The 24,118-nt window shown below is 72.8% G+C and carries 20 protein-coding genes; 7 read left to right on the forward strand and 13 right to left on the reverse strand.

What is annotated here, in order from left to right:
- Positions 1-449 precede the first annotated feature (449 nt).
- Positions 450-1,121 (forward strand): lysophospholipid acyltransferase family protein, encoded by a 672-nt coding sequence (locus ACZ7G3_RS27200; RefSeq protein WP_470928608.1) that lies wholly within the window; start codon positions 450-452, stop codon positions 1,119-1,121.
- A gap of 209 nt (positions 1,122-1,330) precedes the next feature.
- Here ACZ7G3_RS27200 and ACZ7G3_RS27205 read toward each other — a convergent pair whose 3' ends face one another.
- The 4 genes from ACZ7G3_RS27205 to argH all read right to left on the reverse strand — a co-directional run bounded on the left by ACZ7G3_RS27205 (position 1,331) and on the right by argH (position 6,045).
- Positions 1,331-2,863 carry an MFS transporter gene (locus ACZ7G3_RS27205; protein WP_470928609.1) on the reverse strand — a complete coding sequence of 511 codons (1,533 nt, stop codon included), beginning with the start codon at positions 2,861-2,863 and terminating at the stop codon, positions 1,331-1,333.
- 3 nt (positions 2,864-2,866) lie between these two features.
- Positions 2,867-3,412: a TetR/AcrR family transcriptional regulator gene (locus ACZ7G3_RS27210; protein WP_470928610.1), complete on the reverse strand. Its 546-nt coding sequence runs from the start codon at positions 3,410-3,412 to the stop codon at positions 2,867-2,869.
- 135 nt (positions 3,413-3,547) lie between these two features.
- Complete coding sequence (locus tag ACZ7G3_RS27215; RefSeq protein WP_426600842.1) at positions 3,548-4,519, reverse strand: aldo/keto reductase; 972 nt, start codon at positions 4,517-4,519, stop codon at positions 3,548-3,550.
- Positions 4,520-4,617: 98 nt separating this feature from the next.
- Entirely contained in the window at positions 4,618-6,045 is a 1,428-nt protein-coding gene (gene argH / locus ACZ7G3_RS27220; protein WP_426600843.1) for an argininosuccinate lyase, read from the reverse strand.
- A 290-nt stretch (positions 6,046-6,335) separates the two neighbouring features.
- Here argH and ACZ7G3_RS27225 point away from each other — a divergent pair, with 290 nt between their 5' ends.
- The 5 genes from ACZ7G3_RS27225 (at position 6,336) to ACZ7G3_RS27245 (ending at position 10,416) form a co-directional block, all read left to right on the forward strand.
- Positions 6,336-6,923 carry a pyridoxamine 5'-phosphate oxidase family protein gene (locus ACZ7G3_RS27225; protein ID WP_426600844.1) on the forward strand — a complete coding sequence of 196 codons (588 nt, stop codon included), beginning with the start codon at positions 6,336-6,338 and terminating at the stop codon, positions 6,921-6,923.
- Positions 6,924-6,926: 3 nt separating this feature from the next.
- Positions 6,927-7,649, forward strand: coding sequence for a L,D-transpeptidase family protein (locus ACZ7G3_RS27230; protein WP_470928611.1), 723 nt, complete (start codon positions 6,927-6,929; stop codon positions 7,647-7,649).
- 117 nt (positions 7,650-7,766) lie between these two features.
- Entirely contained in the window at positions 7,767-9,149 is a 1,383-nt protein-coding gene (locus ACZ7G3_RS27235; protein WP_470928612.1) for a ferredoxin reductase family protein, read from the forward strand.
- 27 nt (positions 9,150-9,176) lie between these two features.
- Positions 9,177-9,623 (forward strand): FMN-binding protein, encoded by a 447-nt coding sequence (locus tag ACZ7G3_RS27240; RefSeq protein ID WP_426600847.1) that lies wholly within the window; start codon positions 9,177-9,179, stop codon positions 9,621-9,623.
- Between the two features lie 55 nt (positions 9,624-9,678).
- Positions 9,679-10,416, forward strand: coding sequence for an FAD:protein FMN transferase (locus tag ACZ7G3_RS27245; protein WP_470928613.1), 738 nt, complete (start codon positions 9,679-9,681; stop codon positions 10,414-10,416).
- A gap of 171 nt (positions 10,417-10,587) precedes the next feature.
- Here ACZ7G3_RS27245 and ACZ7G3_RS27250 read toward each other — a convergent pair whose 3' ends face one another.
- The 9 genes from ACZ7G3_RS27250 to ACZ7G3_RS27290 form a co-directional block, all read right to left on the reverse strand.
- A complete protein-coding gene (locus ACZ7G3_RS27250) occupies positions 10,588-11,127 on the reverse strand; it encodes an arginine repressor (RefSeq protein WP_426518722.1) in 540 nt (179 codons plus the stop codon).
- A 7-nt stretch (positions 11,128-11,134) separates the two neighbouring features.
- Entirely contained in the window at positions 11,135-12,340 is a 1,206-nt protein-coding gene (locus ACZ7G3_RS27255) for an acetylornithine transaminase (RefSeq protein ID WP_470928614.1), read from the reverse strand.
- 17 nt (positions 12,341-12,357) lie between these two features.
- Entirely contained in the window at positions 12,358-13,260 is a 903-nt protein-coding gene (argB, locus tag ACZ7G3_RS27260) for an acetylglutamate kinase (protein WP_426600850.1), read from the reverse strand.
- Entirely contained in the window at positions 13,257-14,408 is a 1,152-nt protein-coding gene (argJ, locus tag ACZ7G3_RS27265; RefSeq protein ID WP_470928615.1) for a bifunctional glutamate N-acetyltransferase/amino-acid acetyltransferase ArgJ, read from the reverse strand. The genes argB and argJ overlap by 4 nt, the downstream gene beginning before the upstream one ends.
- Complete coding sequence (gene argC / locus ACZ7G3_RS27270; RefSeq protein ID WP_470928616.1) at positions 14,405-15,445, reverse strand: N-acetyl-gamma-glutamyl-phosphate reductase; 1,041 nt, start codon at positions 15,443-15,445, stop codon at positions 14,405-14,407. Before argC ends, argJ begins: the two co-directional genes overlap by 4 nt.
- Before the next feature lie 47 nt (positions 15,446-15,492).
- Positions 15,493-15,888: a GtrA family protein gene (locus tag ACZ7G3_RS27275; RefSeq protein WP_426518712.1), complete on the reverse strand. Its 396-nt coding sequence runs from the start codon at positions 15,886-15,888 to the stop codon at positions 15,493-15,495.
- A complete protein-coding gene (locus ACZ7G3_RS27280) occupies positions 15,888-16,838 on the reverse strand; it encodes a glycosyltransferase family 2 protein (RefSeq protein ID WP_426600853.1) in 951 nt (316 codons plus the stop codon). Before ACZ7G3_RS27280 ends, ACZ7G3_RS27275 begins: the two co-directional genes overlap by 1 nt.
- A gap of 23 nt (positions 16,839-16,861) precedes the next feature.
- The gene (locus ACZ7G3_RS27285; protein WP_470928617.1) at positions 16,862-19,855 is read right to left on the reverse strand and encodes a YfhO family protein; all 2,994 of its coding nucleotides are present in this window, start codon (positions 19,853-19,855) and stop codon (positions 16,862-16,864) included.
- A 1,039-nt stretch (positions 19,856-20,894) separates the two neighbouring features.
- Complete coding sequence (locus ACZ7G3_RS27290) at positions 20,895-23,369, reverse strand: alpha-L-arabinofuranosidase C-terminal domain-containing protein (RefSeq protein ID WP_470928618.1); 2,475 nt, start codon at positions 23,367-23,369, stop codon at positions 20,895-20,897.
- A 139-nt stretch (positions 23,370-23,508) separates the two neighbouring features.
- Between ACZ7G3_RS27290 and ACZ7G3_RS27295 the strand changes: the two genes are divergently transcribed.
- Positions 23,509-23,991, forward strand: coding sequence for a DUF6314 family protein (locus ACZ7G3_RS27295; protein WP_470928619.1), 483 nt, complete (start codon positions 23,509-23,511; stop codon positions 23,989-23,991).
- Positions 23,992-24,118: the final 127 nt, after the last annotated feature.

Genomic DNA, 24,118 nt, shown 5'->3' on the forward strand with positions numbered 1-24,118 from the left:
GTGTCGGCCGGGCGGGGTACGCGGTCAGTGGCCGCGTTCGTCGTGGCGGTGCCCGACGAGCCCCGTGGCCACGGAGAAAGGGGTCGCGGCACGGCTCCAGCGGCGCGCCTCGCGCGGTCCGCTCGTCGTCCGTGTTTCGATCCGGTCGGTGTCCGGTCCCCGGACCGACGACGCCGGTCCCTGCGGACCAGGACGGTGACGGCGGCGGCCATGACGGCACGGAGCACGGCGAGTACGGCGAGGACCGGCACGCGTCGCCTTCCCCTGTGGACGCGACCTGCCTCACATCCTCGTGCGGGCGTCACGGCCCCGCAACACCCTGCACCGCAGGTGAACGCGCGTCAACACCGCGTAGGACCCGGACGGCCCGACGTGCGTGATCCCGTCGGCCGCGAGTAATGTCCTCACCTGCACAGACTCATACCGCATCCCCGACACCGGAGGACCCGTTGTCCCGCTTCGCGCTCATCAAGGCAGTGCTCGGCCCGATCATGCGCCTGATGTTCCGCCCACGGGTGGAGGGCGTGGAGAACATCCCGGGCGACGGCCCGGTGATCCTGGCCGGCAACCACCTCACCTTCATCGACTCGGTGATCATGCCCCTGACCTGCGACCGGCAGGTCTTCTTCATCGGCAAGGACGAGTACGTCACCGGCAAGGGCCTCAAGGGCCGGCTGATGGCCTGGTTCTTCACCGGCGTCGGCATGATCCCGGTCGACCGCGACGGCGGGCGGGGCGGAGTCGCGGCCCTGATGACCGGACGCCGCGTACTGGACGAGGGCAAGGTCTTCGGCATCTACCCCGAGGGCACCCGCTCCCCCGACGGCCGTCTCTACCGCGGCCGCACCGGCATCGCCCGGCTCACCCTGATGACCGGCGCCCCCGTCGTCCCGTTCGCGGTGATCGGCACCGACAAGCTCCAGCCGGGCGGCGCCGGCCTGCCCCGGCCGGGCAAGGTCACGGTGCGCTTCGGCGAGGCGATGGAGTTCTCCCGCTACGAGGGCATGGACCGCGACCGCTATGTCCTGCGGGCCGTGACCGACTCCGTGATGACCGAGGTCATGCGGCTGTCCGGCCAGGAGTACGTGGACATGTACGCGAGCAAGGCGAAGGCGGCGTAGGGCCGCAACGACGGAGAGGGACGGCGGGCCGCGGTGAGCGGCCCGCCGTCCGTGCGTGGTGGGCGCCTGACGGCGTCCCCTGTCGCACCGGTGTCTCGAAGGACGCGGTGATGAGCGGAAGCGTCGGGGCCGGCGCGCAGCCGACGGTCACGGCGGGTGTTCCCGCGCAGCCGGTCCGGCCGGCCGGAGGGCACGCCCCGGCCGGCTCCCTACGGGTGCTCCGCCCCGTCCTCCAGGCGCTGGCCCCGCAGCAGGAACCAGGAGGCCACGGCGGCGGCCAGGAGGACGGTGGCGCCGACGCCCGCCGCGAGGGCCAGGCCGTCGACGAAGGCCTGGCGGGCGGCGTCCAGCAGGGCCTCGGCCGACGGGGCCGGGAGGCCGGCGGCCGCCTCCACCGCGCCGCCCAGCGACTCGTGCGCCGCGGCGGGGGTGCCGTCCGGGCCGGTGAAGTCGCGGTAGACGCCGGTCACGATGGAGCCGAGCACCGCGATGCCGAGGGCGGCACCGAGTTCGTACGCCGTCTCGGAGACCGCGGAGGCGGCTCCCGCCTGCTCGCCCGGCACGCTGGACAGGATCACGTCGGCGGTGACGGTGAACGAGAACCCGGCGCCCACGCCGACGACGAGCAGGACCGCACCGAGCAGCGGGTAGCCGGTGTGCTGGCCGATGACGGTCAGCGCCGCCAGTGCGAGGCCGATGGCGGCGAGTCCGCCGCTGACCACGGCACGTACCGAGAAGCGCCGGGCCGCGCGGCCGGCGATCAGGCCCGCCACCACCGCGCCGACGGCGGCGGGCAGTTCGGCCAGGCCCGCCTCGAACGGCCGCCTGCCCTGCACGAGTTGCAGGTACTGGGAGAGGAAGAACACCAGCCCCGACAGGCCCAGGATGGTCAGCAGGTCGGCCAGCACCGCGCCGCTGAAGCCGCGGCTGCGGAACAGCCGCATGTCGAGCAGCGGTGCCGGCATGGTCAGCTGGCGGCGGACGAACCCGTACAGCGCGGCGGCGCCCAGCAGCCCCGCGGCGAGCGTGGCCCACGCGAAGCCGTGCGCGGCGGCCTCCTTGACGGCGTACACGACACCGACCATGCCGATCAGCGAGAGCACGACGCTGAGCAGGTCCCACGGGCCCGGGTCCGGGTTGCGGGACTCGGGCAGCAGCTTGATGCCGACGACGACCAGGACGGCCATCACCGGCAGGTTGATCAGGAAGACCGAGCCCCACCAGAAGTGCTCCAGCAGGAACCCTCCGACGACCGGGCCGACCGCCGCGCCGGCCGAGGCCGTGGCGCCCCAGATGCCGACGGCGAGGCTGCGTTCGCGCGGGTCGTGGAAGAGGTTGCGGATCAGGGCGAGGGTGGCGGGCATCAGGGTGGCGCCCGCGACGCCGAGCAGGGCCCGGGCGACGATCATCAGCTCGGGCGTGGACGCGTAGGCGTTGAAGACCGATATCGCGCCGAACGCCGTGGCGCCCACGAGCAGGATCCGCTTGCGGCCGATGCGGTCGCCGAGGCTGCCCATGGAGACGAGCAGACCGGCGATGACGAAGGAGTAGACGTCGCCGATCCAGAGCAACTGGGTGCCGGAGGGGGCGAGATCCTCACTGATGTAGGGGGTCGCGAGACCGAGAACGGTCGCGTCGACGGCCACCAGCAGCACGGCCAGTACGAGGACGGACAGCGCCAGCCAGCGGCCTGGGCGCTTCACCGCCTCGGTCGACCGGGCCGGCTGCAGGGTGCGGGTCATGGTTCACTCTCTCCGAAGTGCGCCGCCGAGCAGCAGCTCGACGATCATGTGGGTCAGGTCGTTGCGGGCCACGCGGCCCTCGGTCACCGCCCAGGCGCCGGAGGCCAGCAGCCCGTAGAGCGCCTCGGTGAGCCAGGCCGGGGTGAGGTCGATGCGGAACTCGCCGTTCTCCTGGCCGCGGCGGAACACCGCGGCCATCCGGGCGTCGATGCGGGCCCAGCCCTCGTTCTGCTCCTCGCCCTCGAACAGCTGGTTCTCGGTGTAGAGGAAGGCGAGCAGACCGGCGGAGGGCTCGATCTCGCGCACGAGCCGGCGCACCGCGTCGGCCGCCGGCCCGTCGTCCAGGCGGGCCGCGTCGAGGGCGGCCTCGCACTCGGCGATGCCGAGCGACTCCAGCGCCCGGACGAGGGCGTCGCGCCCGGCGAAGTGCCGGTGCAGCGTGGCACGGCTCAGCCCGGCCGCCCTGGCGACCTCGTCCATGGTCGCGGTGGCTCTGCGGGCCAGCAGGGCCGCCGCGCTGCGCAGTACCTGGTCTCGATCAACAGTCATGAGACAAGGATAGCCCGCATGAGACATGCTTGTCTCATGCGGGCTATGCGTGACTCACCCCACAGGGCGGCGCGACACGGCTTGCCGACATCCGTACGGGACAGCTGCCCGCCCCCCGCGGTGGGGGCTCGGTGCTCAGTGCCAGGGGAGCCGCCCGCGCCGCTCCCAGTAGGCGTGCGGGTCCTCGACGAGTGCGTCGAGGCGGGCCACCTGGTCGTCGTCGAGGTCGACGACGGCGGCGTGCAGGTTCGAGCCGAGCTGGTTCACGGTCGCGGCGCCGGAGAGGACGACGCCCGCCCAGGGCCGGCGCAGAACCATGGCGAGGGCGACCGCGTCACAGCCCAGGGCCGTCTCCTCCGCGACGGCCGCCAGGGCACTGGGCGCGTGGGGCTCCGCGAGACGGCCGTTGGCCATGCCCTCCTTGACGATCACGGTGAGCCCGGCCTCGTGCGCCTCGGCCAGCGCGGGCCCGGCGGAGGTCTCCAGCACGTTGTACGTCGACTGCACGGTACGGAAGAGGGGTTCGCCGTCGACGGTCACCGCGAGCGCGGCGCGGATGGTGTCCGCCTGGGCGGGGCCGCTGGTGGAGAAGCCGACGGTGACACCGCCCGCGGCGGCTTCGGCGAGCTTCGCGTGCAGTTCCTTGTCGGTGAGCGCCGGGCTGTCGGGGGTGAGGGAGTGGATCTGGTAGAGGTCGAGCCGGTCGCCGAGCAGGGCGCCGGTCTCGGCGTGCTGGCGCTCGTACGTCGCGACGCCGTGGTCCTTGACCTCGTGCCGCTCGGCGTCGGCCGACCAGTCGGCCGTGTAGGTGTAGCCCCATTTGCTGCCGACGACCACGTCGTCGACGTCCGGGCGGCCCCTGAGCCAGTCGGCGAGGAACTCCTCCGAGCGCCCGTAGGAGCGGGCCGCGTCGAAGTACCGGACACCCTGCGCGTAGGCGGCGTCGAGCAGGTCGTGGGTGCGCTCGCGCATCACCTCGACGCCGCGGTCGGCCGGCAGGTCCCGGTCGCGGCCGAGGTTGATGTAGCCGGGGCGGCCTACGGCGGCGAGCCCCAGGCCGATGTGGCAGGTGGGGGTGGTCGCCGCGGCCAGGCGGGCGAAGGGCATCGCGGGCTCCGTTCGGTCGGGTGCTGAAGCCGGGGTCCGTCGGGCGGACAGGCCCCGGCGACCAACGTAACCGCGATGCCCTGCCGGCACACCGGCGGCTATCGCTCGGCGTCCGCCCACGCGTGCTGGCCGGCCACGTCGGCCTTCACCTCGGCGAGCTGGACGGCGACCGCGCTGGGCGCCGTACCGCCACGGCCGCTGCGGGAGGCCAGGGCTCCGGGGACGTTGAGGACGGTACGCACCTCGGGGGTGAGATGGGCGGAGATCTTCGCGAACTGCTCGTCGGTGAGCTCGTCCAGCTCCTTGCCCTCGGCCTCGGCCGCCTTCACGCACTCGCCGGCCACCTCGTGTGCGACGCGGAACGGCACGCCCTGCTTGACGAGCCACTCGGCGATGTCGGTGGCGAGGGAGAACCCGGCCGGGGCCAGTTCCTCCATGCGCTCGCGGTGCACGGTGAGGGTGGCCATCATGCCGGTGAAGGCGGGGAGCAGGACCTCCAGCTGGTCGATGGAGTCGAAGACCGGCTCCTTGTCCTCCTGGAGGTCGCGGTTGTACGCGAGCGGGAGGGCCTTGAGGGTGGCCATCAGGCCGGTGAGGTTGCCGATCAGGCGGCCCGACTTGCCGCGCGCCAGCTCGGCGATGTCGGGGTTCTTCTTCTGCGGCATGATCGACGAGCCGGTGGAGAAGGCGTCGTGCAGGGTCACGAAGGAGAACTCCTTCGTGTTCCAGATGATGATCTCCTCGGCGATCCGGGAGACGTTCACGCCGATCATCGCGGTGATGAAGGCGAACTCGGCGACGAAGTCGCGGGAGGCCGTGCCGTCGATGGAGTTGCCGGCGCTGCCGTGCTCGAAGCCGAGGTCCTTGGCGACCGCCTCCGGGTCCAGGCCGAGGGAGGAACCGGCCAGGGCGCCCGAGCCGTACGGCGACACCGCCGTGCGCCGGTCCCACTGGCGCAGCCGCTCCGCGTCCCGGGACAGCGCCTGGACGTGGGCGAGGACGTGGTGGGCGAAGAGCACCGGCTGGGCGTGCTGGAGATGGGTGCGGCCGGGCATCGCCACGTCCGGGTGGGCCTCGGCGAGGCCGATGAGCGCGTCCTGGAGGTCGGCGATCAGACCGCCGACGGTCCGGGCGTGGTCGCGCAGGTACATGCGGAAGAGGGTCGCCACCTGGTCGTTGCGGGACCGCCCGGCGCGCAGTTTGCCGCCGAGGTCGGGGCCGAGCCGCTCCAGCAGGCCGCGCTCGAGGGCGGTGTGGACGTCCTCGTCGGCGATGGTGCCGGTGAAAGAGCCGTCGGCGACGTCCGCTTCGAGCCGGTCGAGGCCGGCGGTCATCCGGGTCAGCTCGTCCTCGGTGAGCAGCCCGGCCGCGTGCAGCACGCGCGCGTGGGCCCGCGAGCCGGCGATGTCGTAGGGGGCGAGCCGCCAGTCGAAGTGGACGGACGCGGACAGCTTCGCCAGGGCCTCGGCGGGGCCGTCGGCGAAACGGCCGCCCCAGAGCCGGACGTCACCGCTGTTGCTGCTCACTTGGGTCGCTCCTCAGGGCCGTTGATGTGCCACCGCCTCCGCACGGTTACCTCCGGCGGCATGCATGAGTATGCAGAGCTATGCATGATTCGTCAATTCGACGGGGCCGTGAACGCACGGACCCTCTTCTTCGTACCCCTGGCCGGGCGCAGGCGCCGTGGCCGTCCCGCGAAACGCCGGCCGGGACGGCCACGGCTTCGTCCGGCGGCGGCGCGGCGGCGGCGTCCGGATGACGGGAACGTCAGAGCTTCTTCGGACAAGCGCACGAACAGCACCCATAATCGTTAGACATGGGAAAGACCTACGAACGCATAGACGGCAGACTCCGCTCCTTCATCGAGGCACAGCCCCTTTTCTTCACCGCCACCGCGCCCTTGTCCGGCGACGGCACGGTCAACCTGTCCCCGAAGGGTCTCACCGGCAGCTTCGCCGTGCTCGACGAACTCACCGTGGCCTACCTCGACTTCGCCGGCTCCACCGCCGAGACCGTCGCCCACCTGCGCGAGAACGGACGGATCACGCTGATGTGGTGCGCCTTCCAGGGGCCGCCGAACATCGTCCGGGTGCACGGCCGCGGCGAGCCGGTCTTCCGCGACGACCCCCGCTTCCCGGAGCTGCTCACCCACTTCCCGGACATCGACACCAGCGCGCACGGGCTGCGCGCGATCATCGTCGTGACCGCCGAACTGGTCCGCGACTCCTGCGGCTACGCCGTCCCCTTCATGGCGTACGAGTCCGACCGGGACCTGCACGGCAAGCGTTTCGCGCGCGAGGACGACGCCTCGCTCAGCGCGTACTTCACCAAGAAGGAGCACATCGCCACCAGCCTGGACGGCCTCCCCGGGCTGCCGTTGCCGCTGCCCCCGTCTACCGTCTGAGCCATGCGCCCCGGTGTCGTCGCCGCCCTCGTCTCCGCCTCCCTCCTCGTGCTCGGTGCCGCGCCCCCCGGCGGGCCCCCGCCCCGGCCGCTGCCGGCCCGGATGGCGGACACCGGCGGCGGCAGCCAGCTGATCACCGCGGTGGCACCGGGGACCGGCTCGACCGAGGGCCGGGTCACCTGGTGGGACCGCAGGGACGGTGGCCGGGGCGGCGGCCGGTGGGTGAAGGCCGGTTCCGCGCCCGCCCGCTTCGGCGCCGGCGGGCCGGCCGACGGAGCGACGCGCGAACAGGGCACGAACACCACACCGACCGGGCTGTACGACCTGCCGTACGCCTTCGGTGTCGCGGCGGCGCCGCGCGGGACGTCGTACCCGTACCGCCCGGTGCGCCAGGACTCCTGGTGGTGCCAGGACACCGCCTCCCGCTCCTACAACCGCTGGACCGAACCGCGCCCCGCGGACTGCCGCGCCGCCGAGGCCGAGCACCTGATCACCTACCCGGCGCAGTACGCGCACGCCCTGGTCGTCGGCTTCAACTACCACCGCCCGGTGCGCGGACGCGGCGCCGGGATCTTCCTGCACGTCAACGGGCGTGGCGCGACGGCCGGTTGCGTTTCGGTGCCGGCGGAGGCGATGCGCCGCATCCTGCGGTGGGCCGACCCGGCCGCCCGGCCGCACATCGCGATCGGCACGGCCGGCGGGGCGACGGCGATCACGCGCTACTGAGCGGCGGCAGGAGTACCGGGAGCACCGAGCGGCGGCAGGAGTACCGGGAGCCGGCTGAACGCCGGGGCGGTGCGGCGCGTATCCGTGGGTCAAGGGCCGAGTCCCCACGGAGGAACCGTGACCACCACGCTCGCCGGCGGCCGTGCCGCCCGCCGTCAGACCATGCGGCGCATCCGTCCGCGCCGCTCCCCCGCCGTCCCCCTGCTGCTCGCCGTGTGGGCGGGCGCGGCGGGCGTGTTGTGGCTGTGGTGGCACAACACGCCCGCCATCTCCGACCGGACCGGCATGATCCTGAACGCGGGCCGGATCACCGGCCTGCTCGCCGGGTACCTGATGGCGCTCGTGGTGCTCCAGATGGCGCGGGTGCCCGCGCTGGAGCGGCGGGTGGGCTCCGACCGGGTCGCCCGCTGGCACGCCATGACCGGCCGCTACACCCTCTGCCTGGTCCTCGCCCACGTCGTCCTGATCATGTGGGGCTACGCCGCCCAGGCAGGCAGAGGCCTGGGCGGCATCGTGCAGCAGACGATCGACTCCGTGAACCAGCTGCCGGACATGGGCAAGGCGGCCCTCGGCACCGGGCTGCTGGTCCTCATCGGCCTGTCGTCCATCGGCCCGGTCCGGCGCCGGGTCCCGTACGACGCCTGGTACCACGTGCACCTGCTCACCTACGTGGCGGTGTTCCTGACCTTCTGGCACCAGCTGACCACCGGCAACGACTTCGCCGTCGAGCCGGTCGCCAGGACCGTCTGGTACGCGCTGTACGGGTCGGTGACCGCGCTCGTGCTCTGGTACCGCGTCCTGACCCCCGTCCGCCTCAACCTGCGGCACCGGATGCGGGTCGAGGCGGTGATCGAGGAGACGCCCGGGATCGTGTCGGTGCTGATCGGCGGGCGCCGGCTGCACCGGATGGGCGCGGAGGCCGGGCAGTTCTTCCGCTGGCGGTTCCTGGCGCCCGGGATGCGGTTCAGCTCCCACCCGTACTCGCTGTCGGCGGCGCCGCGCCCGGACATGCTGCGGATCACCGTGAAGGCGATCGGCGACCACAGCGCCCGGCTGCGCGAGCTCGCGCCCGGCACCCGGGTGTGGGCGGAGGGCCCGTACGGCGCCCTGACCGCGCAGCGCCGCAGCCGCGGCAAGGTGCTGCTGGTGGCGGGCGGGGTGGGGATCACCCCGATGCGGGCGCTGTTCGAGACGCTGCCCGGGGCGTCCGGCGACATCACCCTGCTCTACCGGGCCAACAGCACCCAGGACCTGGCGCTGTGGGACGAGCTCGCCGGGATCGCCGACGAGCGCGGGGCCCGGCTGATGTACGCCGTCAACAGCCCGGACGGGGAGCGTCCCGACATCTCCGCCCAGACCCTGAGCCGCAAGATCCCGGACGTCGAGCGTCACGACGTCTTCCTGTGCGGGCCGCCCGGCTTCGCCCGGTCGGTGTACGAGGCACTGCGCGGCGCGGGGGTCCCCGCCCGCCGTATCCATCACGAGTCGTTCGAGATGTGAGCGACGGACGTCAGGAGTCCAGGACAGATGAGGAAGAGCCACCCCGTCCGGCGTGCCGTGCTCGCCGGCGCCGCGACCGTGTCCGGCATCGTGCTGCTGCTGTCGCTGAAACCGGCGTCCGACCCGGGTTCCGCCTCGGCGGCCGGCGGCGCGGCCCCGCCGGTGGCCGCGCGGTCGCCGCAGGGCGGCCGGGACGCGGGGGCCGGCACGGTCACGGGGGACGCGGCCGGCACCCCGTACGGGCCCGTGCAGGTCCGGCTCACGGTGAACGGCGGGAAGATCACCCGCGCCGAGGCCGTGCGGGCACCCGAGGGCGGGAAGAGCGGCCGGATCACCGCCGACGCCGTGCCCCGACTCAACCGGGCCGCCGTCACCGCCGGCAGCGCCGACATCGACACCGTCTCCGGCGCCACCTACACCAGCGCCGGATACAGACAGTCGTTGCAGTCGGCACTGGACCGGGCCGGCGGCTGACACCGTGGCCGGATCCGCGCGGGCTCCCGCCCCGGTGCGTCACGTGGAGGAGACGATGGGGACCGTCTTCTCCTTCGACGTCCGCGGCGGGGAACCCGCGTCCGTACGGACGGCACTGGACGAGGCGGTCGCGGGGCTGCGCCGGGCCGACGAGGTGTTCAGCACCTACCGGGAGGACAGCCAGGTCTCCCGTCTGGCGCGCGGTGAACTGACCGTCGACGCGTGCGCGCCCGAAGTCGGCGAGGTGCTGGAGCTGGCGGCCGAGGCGGAGCGGGTGAGCGGCGGCTGGTTCAGCACGTCGTACCGGGGCCCGCCGGACCCGACCGGGATCGTCAAGGGCTGGGCCGTGGAGCGTGCCGCCCGGGGGATCGCGGCGGCCGGTGCGCTCGGCGTCAGCGTCAACGGGGGCGGGGACGTGCAGGTGCTCGGGACGCCGGGGGCGGGGCGGCCGTGGCGGGTCGGTGTGTCGGATCCGCTGCGTCCGGGCGGACTGGCGGCCGTCGTCTCCGCCGCGGGGGCGGCCGAGCTGGCCGTGGCGACGTCCGGCAGCGCGGAGCGGGGCGCGCACGTCGTCGATCCGCGCACCGGGTGCTCCGCGGTGACCGACCTGGTGTCCGTGACGGTGGTGGCGCCCCGGCTGACCTGGGCGGACTGCTGGGCGACGGCGGCGTTCGCGATGGGGTCGAGGAAGGGGCTGCGGTGGCTGGAGTCCCTCGGCGGGGTCGAGGCGCTGTTGGTCACGGCGGGGGACGAGGCGCTGTGCACGAGGGGTCTGGCGGGGTGGCTGGGATGAGTGGCGTCGGTCAGCGACCGGCGGTGCCGCCCGGCCGGACGCCTTCGCCCGCGGCCGCGCCCGCGGTGGCACCCGACGGTCCCGGCCGGGGCGCCCTGAAGCGCCGCGGGGAACCGCGCGGCCAGCCGCGCACGGTCCGCGGCCGACGGACAGGAGAAGCCGCCGCGGCGCTCAGTGCCCGTTCTGAGCCAGCCGCAGCAGATGGTCCGCCAGGGCCTGACCGCCCGTCGGCTCCCTGCTGATCAGCAGCAGCGTGTCGTCACCCGCGATGGTGCCCAGGATGTCGTGCAGCTCCGCCTGGTCGATCGCCGAGGCGAGGAACTGCGCCGCACCCGGAGGGGTGCGCAGGACCACGAGGTTCGCCGACGCCTCCGCGGAGATCAGCAGCTCCGCGGAGAGCCGCCGCATCCGCTCCTCCTTCGCCGACCCCCCGAGCGGGGCCCGCGGGGTACGGAAGCCGCCCTCGCTGGGCACCGCGTAGATGAGGTCGCCGTCGGTGTTGCGGATCTTCACCGCGTTCAGCTCGTCCAGATCCCGGGAGAGCGTCGCCTGGGTGACGGTCAGCCCGTCGTCGGCGAGCAGCTTCGCCAGCTGGCTCTGCGAGCGCACCGCCTGCCGGTTGAGGATGTCCACGATCCGGCGGTGGCGTGCGGTGCGGGTCTGCGGAAGGGCGGGCCCGGCCGTCTGCTCGTGCTCCTGCGCATGGCTCATCGTCGTCTCATTCTCCGGATCGTCCGTCCCCGTGGGCCGCGTGGGCCTGGTCAAGGATGCCGGGAAGCGCCCCGAGGAACGCGTTCACCACGTCGTCGCCGAGGTTCAGCGCGGGCATCAGCCGTACGACATCGGGTGCGGGCGCGTTCACCAGGATTCCGGCGTCCTGAGCCGCCTGCTGCACCCGGGGTGCGAGCGGCTCGGTGAGCACGATACCCAGAAGGAGACCCGCGCCCCGGACGTGGCCGACCAAGGGGTGGCCGAGCGCCTCGACCGCACCGCGGATCTTCTCGCTCTGCCGCTTGACGTTGTCCAGCAGTCCCTCGTCCGCGATGGTGTCGAGGACGGCGAGTCCGGCGGCGCAGGCGACCGGGTTGCCGCCGAAGGTCGTGCCGTGCTGGCCGGGCCGGAGGAGTTCGGCGGCGCGTCCGAAGGCGACCGTGGCGCCCAGCGGCAGTCCGCCGCCGAGGCCCTTGGCGAGGGTGACGACGTCCGGCAGGACGCCCTCGTGGGCCTGGTACTCGAACCAGTGCCCGGTCCGGCCGATCCCGGTCTGCACCTCGTCGAGCACCAGCAGCGCCCCGGTGGCGGCGGTGATGGCCCGGGCCGCCTTCAGGTAGCCGGGCGGCGGGACGACGACGCCGTTCTCGCCCTGGATGGGCTCGATGACGACGAGGGCGGTGTCCTCGGTGACCGCGGCGGCCAGCGCCTGCGGGTCGCCGTACGGTACGTGGGTGACGTCGCCGGGCAGCGGCCGGAACGGTTCCTGCTTGCCGGGCTGGCCGGTCAGCGCCAGGGCGCCCATGGTCCGGCCGTGGAAGCCGCCGTCGGTGGCGACCATGTGCGGCCGCCCGGTCAGCCGGCCGATCTTGAAGGCGCCCTCGTTGGCCTCGGCACCGGAGTTGCAGAAGAAGACCCTGCCGTCGCGGCCGAAGCGCTGGAGGAGCCGTTCGGCGAGCACGACGGGCGGCTCGGCGATGAAGAGGTTGGAGACGTGGCCGAGGGAGGCGATCTGCCGGCTCACCGCCTCGACCACCGCCGGGTGGGCGTGGCCGAGCGCGTTGACCGCGATGCCGCCGACGAAGTCCAGGTACTCCTTGCCGTCGGCGTCCCAGAGCCGGGAACCCGCACCGCGCACCAGGGGCAGGCGCGGGGTGCCGTAGTTGTTCATGAGCGCGCCCTGCCACCGCTCGGTCAGCTGTTCGTTGCTCACGGTCGCCCCTGTGCTGCTCACGACTCCCCCTGTTCGTCCGGCACGACCATCGTGCCGATGCCTTCGTCGGTGAAGATCTCCAGCAGGATCGAGTGCTGGACCCGGCCGTCGATGACCCGGGCGGTGGTGACGCCGCCCCGCACGGCGTGCAGGCAGCCCTCCATCTTCGGCACCATGCCGCTGGACAGCTCGGGCAGCAGTTTCTCCAGCTGGGACGCGGTGAGGCGGCTGATCACCTCGTCCGAGTCCGGCCAGTCCTCGTAGAGGCCCTCGACGTCGGTGAGGACCATGAGAGTCTCGGCGCCGAGCGCCGCAGCGAGTGCCGCAGCCGCCGTATCAGCATTGACGTTGTAGACATGTCCATCGTCCTGGGAACGGGCGATCGACGAGACGACCGGGATACGGCCGTCGGCGAGCAGCGCCTCGATGGCGCCGGTGTCGATCTCGGTGATCTCACCCACCCGCCCGATGTCGACGAGCTCGCCGTCTATCTCGGGCCGGTGCCTGGTGGCGGTGATGGTGTGCGCGTCCTCGCCGGTGAGGCCGACGGCGAACGGGCCGTGCTGGTTGAGCAGTCCGACCAGCTCGCGCTGCACCTGCCCGGCCAGCACCATCCGTACGACGTCCATGGCGTCCTCGGTGGTGACGCGCAGGCCGGCCTTGAACTCGCTGACGATGCCGTGCTTGTCGAGGGCGGCGCTGATCTGCGGGCCGCCGCCGTGCACGACGACGGGCTTGAGGCCGGCGTGGCGCAGGAAGACGACGTCCTGGGCGAAGGCGGCCTTCAGGTCCTCGTCGATCATGGCGTTGCCGCCGAACTTGATGACGACGGTCTTCCCGTGGTGCCGGGTCAGCCAGGGCAGTGCCTCGATGAGGATCTGGGCCTTGGGGAGCGCGGTGTGTTTCCTCGTCGTGCTCATGAGCTGTACGCGCTGTTCTCGTGGACGTAGTCGGCGGTGAGGTCGTTGGTCCAGATGGTGGCGGTGGCGTCACCGGCGGCCAGGTCGGCGACGATGTGGACCTCGCGGTAGCGCATGTCGACCAGGTCGCGGTCCTCGCCGACGCCGCCGTCCTTGCAGACCCAGACGCCGTTGATGGCGACGTTCAGGCGGTCGGGCTCGAAGGCGGCGGAGGTCGTGCCGATCGCGGAGAGCACGCGGCCCCAGTTGGGGTCCTCGCCGTGGATGGCGCACTTGAGGAGGTTGTTGCGGGCGATGGTGCGGCCGACCTGGACGGCGTCGTCCTCGGTCGCGGCGTTCACGACCTCGACCTTGATGTCCTTGCTGGCGCCCTCGGCGTCCCGGATGAGCTGCTGCCCGAGGTCGTCGCAGACGGTGCGTACGGCCTCGGCGAAGTCTGCGTACTCCGGGGTGACGCCCGCGGCGCCCGAGGCGAGCAGCAGCACCGTGTCGTTGGTGGACATGCAGCCGTCGGAGTCGACGCGGTCGAAGGTGACCCGGGTGGCGTCGCGCAGGGCGCGGTCGAGCACCCCGGTCTCCAGGTCGGCGTCGGTGGTGAGGACGACGAGCATGGTGGCGAGGCCCGGCGCGAGCATGCCGGCGCCCTTGGCCATGCCGCCGACGGTCCAGCCGCCCTTGGTGACGACGGAGGTCTTGTGCACGGTGTCGGTGGTCTTGATGGCGATGGCGGCCTTCTCGCCGCCGTGCTCGGAGAGCCGGCCGGCGGCGGTCTCGACGCCCGGGAGCAGCTTGTCCATGGGCAGCGGTACGCCGATCAGTCCCGTCGAGCAGACGGCGACCTCGCCCGCGCCCACGCCGAGCACCTCGGCGGCCTTCTCGGCGGTGGCGTGGGTGTCCTGGAAGCCCTTGGGGCCGGTGCAGGCGTTGGCGCCGCCGGAGTTGAGGACGACCGCGGACAGCTGCCCGCTCTTGAGCACCTGCTCGGACCACAGGACCGGCGCGGCCTTGACGCGGTTGGAGGTGAAGACGCCCGCGGCGGCGCGGCGGGGGCCGGTGTTGACCACGAGGGCCAGGTCGGGGTTGCCGCTCTCCTTGATTCCGGCGGCGATACCGGCCGCCGTGAACCCCTTTGCTGCCGTCACACTCACGGCGCGACTCCGATCGTCGTCAGTCCGGTGGTCTCGTCGAGACCGAGGGCGATGTTCATGCTCTGGACGGCACCGCCCGCGGTGCCCTTGGCCAGGTTGTCGATGGCGCTGATGGCGATGATGCGGCCCGCGGCGGCGTCGTACGCGACCTGCACCTGAACGGCGTTGGAACCGTGGACGGACGCGGTCGCCGGCCACTGGCCCTCGGGCAGGAGGTGCACGAAGGGCTCGTCGGCGAAGGCCTTCTCGTAGGCGGCGCGGACGGACTCGGCGGTGACACCGGGCTTCGCCTTGGCGGTGCACGTGGCGAGGATGCCGCGGGGCATCGGCGCGAGGGTGGGGGTGAAGGAGACGGAGACCGGCTCGCCGGCGACCGCGCCGAGGTTCTGGATCATCTCGGGGGTGTGCCGGTGGCCGCCGCCGACGCCGTACGGCGACATGGAGCCCATGACCTCGCTGCCGAGCAGGTGCGGCTTGGCCGCCTTGCCCGCGCCGGAGGTGCCGGAGGCGGCGACGATCACGGCCTCGGGCTCGGCGAGCGCCGCGGCGTAGGCCGGGAAGAGGGCCAGCGACACGGCGGTCGGGTAGCAACCGGGCACCGCGACGCGCTTGGCCCCCTCCAGCGCCGCGCGGGCGCCCGGCAGCTCGGGCAGGCCGTAGGGCCAGGTACCGGCGTGCGGGGAGCCGTAGAACTTCTCCCAGTCGGCGGCGTCCCTCAGCCGGAAGTCGGCGCCCATGTCCACGACCAGCACGTCCGGTCCGAGCTGCTCGGCGACGGCGGCGGACTGTCCGTGCGGCAGCGCGAGGAAGACCACGTCATGCCGTCGGCCCTGCCCGGCGAGCACCTCGGGCGTCGTCGCCTCCAGGACGCGGTCGGCCAGCGGCAGCAGGTGCGGCTGGAGCGCGCCGAGCCGCTGACCGGCGTTGGAGTTGCCGGTCAGGGCACCGATCTCGATCTCGGGGTGCGCGAGGAGCAGGCGCAGCAGCTCTCCGCCCGCGTACCCACTCGCTCCGGCCACCGCCACACGTACAGCCATGGAAAACCCTCCTCCTGGATGGCATGACTATACGTATGGCCGCACGTTTATGCAATCCTGGCCGGGTCCGCCTTCGGCAGCATGATCCAGCGGGAGATGACGAAGGTCACCGGGATCGCCGCCGCGGACGCGAGCAGCGGGGCGAACCGGCTCCCCGCGTGCAGCACGTCGACGATCAGGTACACGCCCGCCGTGGTGATCAGGAAATTGGCGGCGTTCGTCAGCGGGAACAGGAGGAATTTCCGCCAGGTCGGCCGGGTCCGGTAGGTGAAACGCGCATTCAGGAAGAAGGAGCCGATCATGCTGAGGAAGAAGGCGAGCACATGCGCGAGGAGATACGGCATACGCGTGAGGAACAACAGGTAAAGAACGTAGTACGTCGCCGTGTTGAGAACGCCGACCACGGCGAAGGTGACGATCTGCCTCGTCATCGGGTTACGCATCAGGTAATGAGATCTTTCGTTCGCTCGACGTTGCTCTCCTTCACCAGGAAGTGCGGGCGTCCCTTCACCTCGTAGTAGATCCGGCCCGTGTACTCACCGATGACGCCGATCATGACCATCTGCACGCCGGCGAGGGCGGTGACGGCCGTGATGATCGTGACATAACCGGGGGTCTGCACGCCGTTGACGAGGGCGGCGCCCACGATCCACGCCGTGTACGCCCCGGCACACAGCAGCAGCCACATGCCCAGGTGGAGGGCGGCGCGCAGCGGCCTGTTGTTGAACGAGAGCAGCCCGTCGAGGCCGTAGTTGAGCAGGGACTTCAGGGTCCAGGAGCTACTGCCGTGCTCGCGCACGGCGTTCTCGTACTCGAAGGTGGTGGTGGGGAAGCCCACCCACGCGAACAGGCCCTTGGAGAAGCGGTTGTACTCGGTCAACGCCAGGACCGCGTCGACCACGCGGCGCGACAGCAGCCGGAAGTCGCCCACGCCGTCCTTGAGTTCCACGTCGACGAGCCGGTTGACGAGCCGGTAGTACAGGCGGGCGGTGAGAGTGCGGGTGAACCGGTCGCCGCTCCTGCTGCGCCGCGCCAGCACCTGGTCGTAGCCCTCGCCGCTCAGCTCGACCATGCGCCGGATCAGCTCCGGCGGGTGCTGGAGATCGGCGTCCATGACGATCACGGATTCGCCCGTGGCGTGGCGCAGGCCGGCGAGCAGGGCTGCCTCCTTGCCGAAGTTGCGACTGAAGGAAACGTAGCGCACGCGCGCGTCGGCGGCGGCCAGTTTCTGGAGCAGCGTCAGCGTGCGGTCGCGGCTGCCGTCGTCGACGTACACGAACTCCATGTCGTGGCCGAGCGGCAGGAGGTCTTCGGCGACCTTCTGGACGGCCTCGTGGAAGCGTTCGATGACGTCTTCCTCGTTGTAGCAGGGCGCGACGATCGATATGAGCATGGGTTCTCCCCCGGGGGGCGCGGTCAGAGAGCGCTGGTCGTGCGCTCACGCGGGCGTGTGGGTGTGGGGTGCGGGGCGGGGCGTTCGGCGGTCCGCCGTCGGCGGCGCACGACGCCGAGGGCGCCCAGCAGGGTCAGGGTCAGGAGCGAGGCACCGCCGACGGCGGTGCCCAGGCGCAGGCCCGGTGGATGGAAGGAGCAGGTGAGGCTGGTCGACGAACCGTCCAGGGGCACGGCGATCAGGCCGTAGTACTGCTCGGCGGGGACGGCGGAGGCGTTGCCCGCGGCACACCGCCAGCCGGCGATCCGGGGCGCGGCGACGACGGCGGTGCCGGTGCTGCCGGCCGGGAGCCGGGCGTGCAGCGTGCCGTCGGAGACGGTCACCTCGCTCGCGCCGGTGGTCTTGAGGTGCTCGACGGCGGTGTGCAGACGGGCGGTGTCCAGGCAGCCGACCGCGCCGTCCGGGACGGTGCCGGCCCTGGTGGGGGCCAGCTCGATCCGCAGCCGCCCGTCGGCCGGGACCCGGCCGAGCCGCTGCATGGCGGCGATCTTGGCCGCGTCGGACGTGAACCGCCCGGTCGGACCGTATGCGGTACCCGTTCCCGTCCCGCCCGCGGGGGCGGCGGTGAGCCGGGCGGTGCCGGAGAAGTGCGGCGCCCACAGGTAGACCTCGCTGCCGGCCGGGCACCAGGCGGTGATCGACGGCTTCGGTGCGGGGCCCGTCCCGGCGGTGCGGCGGGTGGCGTCGATGCGCAGACCGGGACGCGCCGCGTCGTCGCTGCGGTCCGGCTGCTTCCCGGCGGGCGTGCGCACGGTGAGGCGGGGCACGGTGTACACGCGGGCGCCGAGCACCGTCTCCTGGTTGCGGTACGGCGACGGCCCGAGGGCGGCGACACCCGCGCGCGCGGGTGTCGCGGCGCCGGACGGCCGTACGGTCACCAGCGCGGGCACGTCCTGGCGGGACACGGTCAGCGGGCTGCGGTCGCGCGGGTTCCAGCGCTGGTGCTGGTCCGGCGGGGAGTGCACGCGGGCGCCCACGGAGAAGATCACGTCCGTGACGGCGTTGTCCAGGCTCTGGACGTTCCGGCCGCGGGAGGTCCAGCCGCCGCCCAGGGCGGTGAGCATGCGGCTGAAGACGTCGGCGGTGAGGCTGCTGTAGTACTGGGCCCCCTGGCCGCCCACCACCATCGGGTCGTTGCCCACGGTCTGCTCCCGGCCCGGGTCGGTGCGGTGGCGGGGCCAGTCCTCGGCCCCCGCGATCGCGTCCGCCTGCCGCTGCTGCCGCGTTCCCCAGGGCGCGTAGTCGTCCAGGTGGTCCAGCCGCAGCCGGGTCGCCACGGCGGAGGTGGCGGCGGACTCCCCCAACTGGGCCCCGACGAGCAGCACCACGGCCAGACCGACGAGGACGGGCCGCCGCGTCCGGCCGTCCGGCCGCACACCGCCGGAGCCGGACCACCGCGCGCCGGTGGACGGGCGCGTGGCGGCGGTGGGCGGCCGTGCGCCGCCGGTGGTCGGCTGGAGGTCCCCGGGGGCCGGTTTTCCGCCGTCGGCGGCCGGCGGCTCGCCGGCACCCGCGCCGGGGGCGCCGCTGCCGGCCGCACGGGCGCCGCGAGGTGCGGCATCCTCACCGGCGTCCCCGCCCGCGTCCGCGGTCCGCTCCGCGCGGCCGAGCAGCAGCAGTCCGCCCAGGGCGCCCGCCGCGGCCACGAGCAGCACCGGCCAGAGGAACGAACGCACCAGGCCGCTGCCGCTCGCGACGGCGGCGATCAGGGCGAGCAGCGCGCCCGCCGCGCCCAGCGCGCGCGGCCCCGGGGTGCCGTACGAGAGGGCGTGCCAGGCCGCGATCACCAGCAGCGCGCAGAGCACGAAGCCCTGGCGGTAGGGGCTGCCGTTCGGGGTGGCGAAGGCGTGCCAGGCCAGATGGGTCGGCGTCCACTGCAGGGACAGCAGCACGACGGCCACCAGCAGGGGCCACCCGGCGCGCACCCGCATCGGGGCCGCCCGGTGGAAGGGCAGCGCGAGGGCGAGCAGCAGCGCCGTGGTGCCCACGAAGAGAGCCGGGCTGCCGAAGCCGTACGTCGTGGGCAGCATGCGGGCCAGGACGTCCTCGGTGGGCACCGGCGAGAACTGCGTGACCCGGCCCGGGTAGGCGTGCTTGGTGCCGAAGTAGATCACCGTCACCAGTGGCGCGGCCAGGCCCACGCCCAGGGCGACGGTGGTGGCGGCCCGGCCCGCGACAGCCAGTGCGCGCCCGCGCGGCAGCCCGCTGAGCCACAGCCGCAGCAGCAGCACCAGTCCGGCGCCGAGGGTGGCCATGTAGGCGGTGTAGAAGTTGGCGATCCAGGCGAGCGTCACGATCACCACGCCGAGCAGCGGACGCCGCCCGGTCAGCGCCCACTCGCCGACCAGACAGAGCAGGGGCAGCGCGACGAGGCCGTCCAGCCACATCGGGTTGTAGGAGGCGTCCGCCAGGGACCACCCGCACAGGGCGTAGGCGGCGCCCAGCAGCCCCGCCGCCCACCAGCGGCCCGGGCGCAGGCGGAGCAGCAGCCACGCCATGGCGGCGCCGGCGGCCATGGTCTTCAGTACGGTGACGGCGTAGACCGCGAGGTCGATCTCGTCCCGCGGGAAGAACGCGACCAGCAGGGCGAAGGGGCTGCTGAGGTACGTGCCGAGGTCGGGCAGGAAGCTGGATCCGTACCCCGACTGCCAGTTGACCAGCAGACCGCCGTCGGCGCGTCCGTGCAGCAGGTCCCACAGGTGGGCGTGGAAGGGCACGTACTGGTTGCCCAGGTCGTTGACGGCGCGGGTGCGGGGACCTAAGGGGTAGCTGCCGGCGATGACGTCGGCGGCGCAGAAGGCGGTGGCGGTGAGCAGCGCGGCCAGCAGGGCGGCGGACTGTCCCGGCCGCCGCCACCAGGGTATGGCGGGCGGGCCGTCGTCCCGGGCGCCGCCGCCCTCGTCCGATCTTCGTCGCACGACTCCCAGAACGGCCCTCGGCAGGCTTGAACGTTCCATTTTCGGCAGGCTCCCAGGAAGTTCGGGACGGGACGGCGTCTCGTGGGGGGGAGAGGGGAGGTCACTCCCCACGCGTTGCTGATTCGCCGACCCGGACGGCAGACTTCCCGACGGTTGCGTCGTCGCCCGGTAGGGGTGCCGCGAATTCGAATGCGCAGCAGTATTCTCCGGCACCCTGTTTCCGTCAGGGAAACTCGAACCGTCCCGTAAATGATCCAGGGGTTAATTGAATTGCCGTCAGGTTTCGGGACGGTGACCGCGGATCCGGGAGCGGCTCGCGGGGCCCCGCCGTGGGCTGTCCGGCCCCGGAGCTCGACCTGGAGCGCGCGCCGCAGGTCATACGGTCCTTCCGTGACGGCGGACGGCCAATCCCCGGTCGGGGCAAAGCCTCTGACCGACGTTCAGGCCGCCGAGCGCACCGGCCTGACGCACGGCACCCCGCGCCACCGCGAACCGGCCGTCCTGATCGAACAGGCCGGCCCGGCCCGGCCGGAGTTCCCGCTGCGGCTGCGCGGGGCGGGCCTGCCGACCGCCCGCCTGCGGGACTTCGCGCGCCTGCGGGCGGGAACGGCGCGACGGTCGTCGGCCGGCCGGCGTCGCTCCGTGAGCACCGGGCCGAACCGGCCGCGCGGACGCGGGCGCTGCGGCGCGGCGCGGGCGGCGCGGGCGACGTGGGCGGCGCGGCATGGGCGGCGCGGGCGGCGCGGCATGGGCGGCGCGGGCGGCACGGGCGGCACGGGCGGCACGGGCGGCACGGGCGGCGCGGGCGGCGCGGTACCTCCGGACCGAGGCCCGGAGGTACGCGGAGCGTGGACGGCGACGCGGCGCGGCGCCGCGGGTCATCGGCTCGCTCGCCGGCACCAGCCCCGGGCCGGGCCACCCGATCGCCTCCCGGGGCTTCGCCGCGGTCTACGCGTCTTCCGCGCGCCCGGAACCCGCGCCGCGGGAGCGCCGGTCGGTGACGCCCGCGGACGCGGGCCCCGGCCGGAGGCGCGGGACGACAAGGCCCGCGCCGCCGGCCTTCGTTGAGCGCGGGCGCTTACCTCTGCTTGATCCTGAGGAAGGTGACGGAGTTCGCCGGGAAGGTGTACGTGAACTTCCCCGCCACTCCCGAGAAGGTCGACGTGACCGGGGTGACCGGCGCGTCCGTCTCGGTGTTGACCGCGTCCGGTTCGGCGGCCAGCGTGGTGACGCGGGCCTTGGAGGCGACCTTGGCGCCACCGAGGTCGACGGCCGTGCGGGCCGCCGTGTCCTGGGCGTTGACCACCTTGACGATCAGCTCGCCGGTGCGCTCGTCCTCCGTGACGATCTGGCGGAACGGCTCGGCCGGCTTGTCGTCGGTGAAGCTGCCCCACTCCTTCCCGTCGAGGTAGAGGGTCACCTGGCGGCCCCGCACCTTGATGTCGATGTCGTAGGCGCGGCCCGTCTCGATCGAGCCGGCCTTCGACAGCAGGGTCGACTTGCCGCCGTCCGAGGCCTGTTCGACAGCGGACTGGGTGTTGTTCCAGCCGCCCAGGTTCCACCAGTAGTAGTTGCCGGTGTCCTTGACGCCGAAGGCGACGAGGAAGCCCTCCTTGCCGGACTTCTTCGTGGCCTTCACATGCAGGTCGTAGTCCTTCCAGGCGGGGTCGCCCGCCGTGACCAGGGTGTTCTCGGCGGCGGCGTCGGTCTGGACGTACTGGCCGTCCTGGACGGTCCAGCTGCCGGTGCCCGAGTGGGTCCACCGGGAGGCGTCACCGGAGAAGTCGTCGGCCAGGAGGGTCTTCCCGTCGGCCGAGGTCACCTTCACGTCGTCGTACGCCGCGCTGGTCGCCCAGGTCGACAGGCCGACGGCGCCGGTGATGGGACCGCTGACGGCCGGCGTGCCGGTCGCCTTCGAGGGGACGACGCGGTCGCCGGTGTTGTTCATGAAGAGCTTCTGGACCTCGTAGTTGGCCGAGTTCCAGGACGCGTGGTTGTTGAACCAGATCATGTCCGGGCTCCACTGCACGTAGTCCTCGTTGGCGAGCAGCGGGGCGTAGGAGGCGAGCTTGACGATGTCCGCGTTGCGCTCCAGGCCGGTCATGAAGGCCGCCTCGGACAGGGCGTTCTTCCAGGCGTTGCCCTGGGAGGCGTACTCGCCGAGGAAGACCTTCGGGCCGTTCCTGTCGTACGAGTCGTAGCGGTCGTTGTTCTGCAGGAACCACTGCGGGCTGTTGTAGTAGTGCTCGTCGACCATCTCGACGCCGGCCTCGCGGTTCAGCTGCCAGGCGGTGTCGAAGGTGGTGCCGGAGTCGTCCGGGCCGGAGTTGGAGACCACGGTGATGTCCGGGTACTCCGCCTCGATCGCGGCGCGGAACTCCTTGAAGCGGGCCATGAACTCCCGGGGGAGGTTCTCCTCGTTGCCGACACCGATGTGGGTGAGGCGGAAGGGCTTCGGGTGGCCCATCTCGGCGCGCTTGGCGCCCCACTCGCTGGTACGGGGGCCGTTGGCGAACTCGATGAGGTCCAGGGTGTCCTGGATGTGCCGCTTCAGCAGGGCGTCGTCGGTGGTGGCCTTGTTCTGGCCGCAGCCGGTGACCAGGGCGGGGACGACGGGCAGCGGCATGGCGCCGATGTCCTCGGCGAAGCGGAAGTACTCGTAGTAGCCGAGGCCGTAGCTCTGGTTGTAGCCCCAGAAGTTGGCGTTGGTGGCGCGCTCCTCGACCGGGCCGATGGTGTCCTTCCACTGGTAGCTGCGTTCGCGCTCCCAGCCGCTCGCCTCGCTGTAGTCCTCCATGGAGCCGGTGTTGACCAGGCAGCCGCCGGGGAAGCGCAGGAAGCCGGGGTCGAGGGCCTCGATCTTCTCGGCGAGGTCCTTGCGCAGGCCGTTGGACTGGTTCTTGTAGGTGTCGCGCGGGAACAGCGACACCATGTCGAGGGCGGCGGGGGCGGTGGTGGCGACGGCGAGCCGGCCGCGGTTGCTGGTGCGGGTCGCCTTGAAGGTGGCGGTGTACTTGCGCCACTCGCCCTTCGCGGCGACCTGGCGGACCTTCGCGAGCGGGCCGGCGGCGTCCCGGAGGGTGACGGTGAGGGTCGTGCCGCTCTCGGCGCGGGCCCACACCGAGAAGTCGTACTTCTTGCCCTTCTCCACCCGGATGCCGGTGTTGTAGCCGGCGTTGGCGACGGAGGAACCGGCGCCCAGGGAGAGGTAGTTGCGGTTGCGCTCGTTGAGGCGGCCGTCGTCGTTCACCACCTCGGCGGTGCCGTCGGCCGTCCAGGAGGTGAGCGGCGTGTACGAGGCGTTGTCGGCGGTGGAGTACTCGAAGGACCGGTTCTGCACGAGCTCGGCGTACAGGCCGCCGTCGGCGGCCCGGTTGATGTCCTCGTAGAAGACGCCGTACATCGTGTCGTCGATCGCGGCGCCCTCGGCGGACGGGTCGACGGTGATCGCGTAGTCGGCGACGGCCTCCGCGTGCGCCGGGGACGGCAGCAGGGCCGAAGCCGTCAGCAGGGCGGTGACGCTGAGACCGAGTCTCCAGCGGGTGCGTGACATGGATACTCCGCGGCTCTCACTAGGTTGTTCGAGATATCGGACGTTGGTCAGCACTTCGAACGGCAAGATAGGGAGGGGGTGGAGGCGCGTCAATGGGTCGCGCAGCAACCAGTGGGCCGGAGGCGGAAAGCGGGTGGAAATGGGCGAGTTGTGGCCGGTACCGGATGTGCTGGCGTTTCTCGCGGGCCGGTGGCGCACCGAACGCTCGGTGCGGGACCTGGCGAGCGGCGCGGAGGGCCGCTTCGTGGGGACCACGGCGTTCGACGCCCTGGTCGGCGGCGGGCTGCTGAGCCGGGAGTCCGGGGCCTTCACCTGGCAGGGCGTGACCCGCCCCGCCGAGCGCACCCTGCGCTACGAACCCGGGGCCGCGCCGGGCACCGCCGACGTGCGCTTCGCGGACGGCCGCCCCTTCCACGGCCTGGATCTGACCTCCGGACGCCATGTGGTCGACCACCCGTGCGCCGCCGACCTCTACCGGGGCGAGTTCACCGTCCGGGACGAGGACCGCTGGCGGACCGTGTGGCGCGTGGGCGGCCCTGCCAAGGACCTGCTGCTCACGACGGATCACCTCCGCGAGAGCCCGGGTCCCCGCGCCTGCGGCCGGCCCTCCCCGGGACTCTAGGCAGGCGTCCCCGTGTCCCTGGGCAGGCGTCCCCAAACTCCAGGCAGGCATCCCCGGGCCCCTGGGCAGGCTCGGCGCGTCGGTCAGGCCGGGATGCCCGCAGGGCTCGGGGGAGCCCTGCGACCCG

The organism is Streptomyces sp. NPDC037271, from assembly GCF_055603605.1.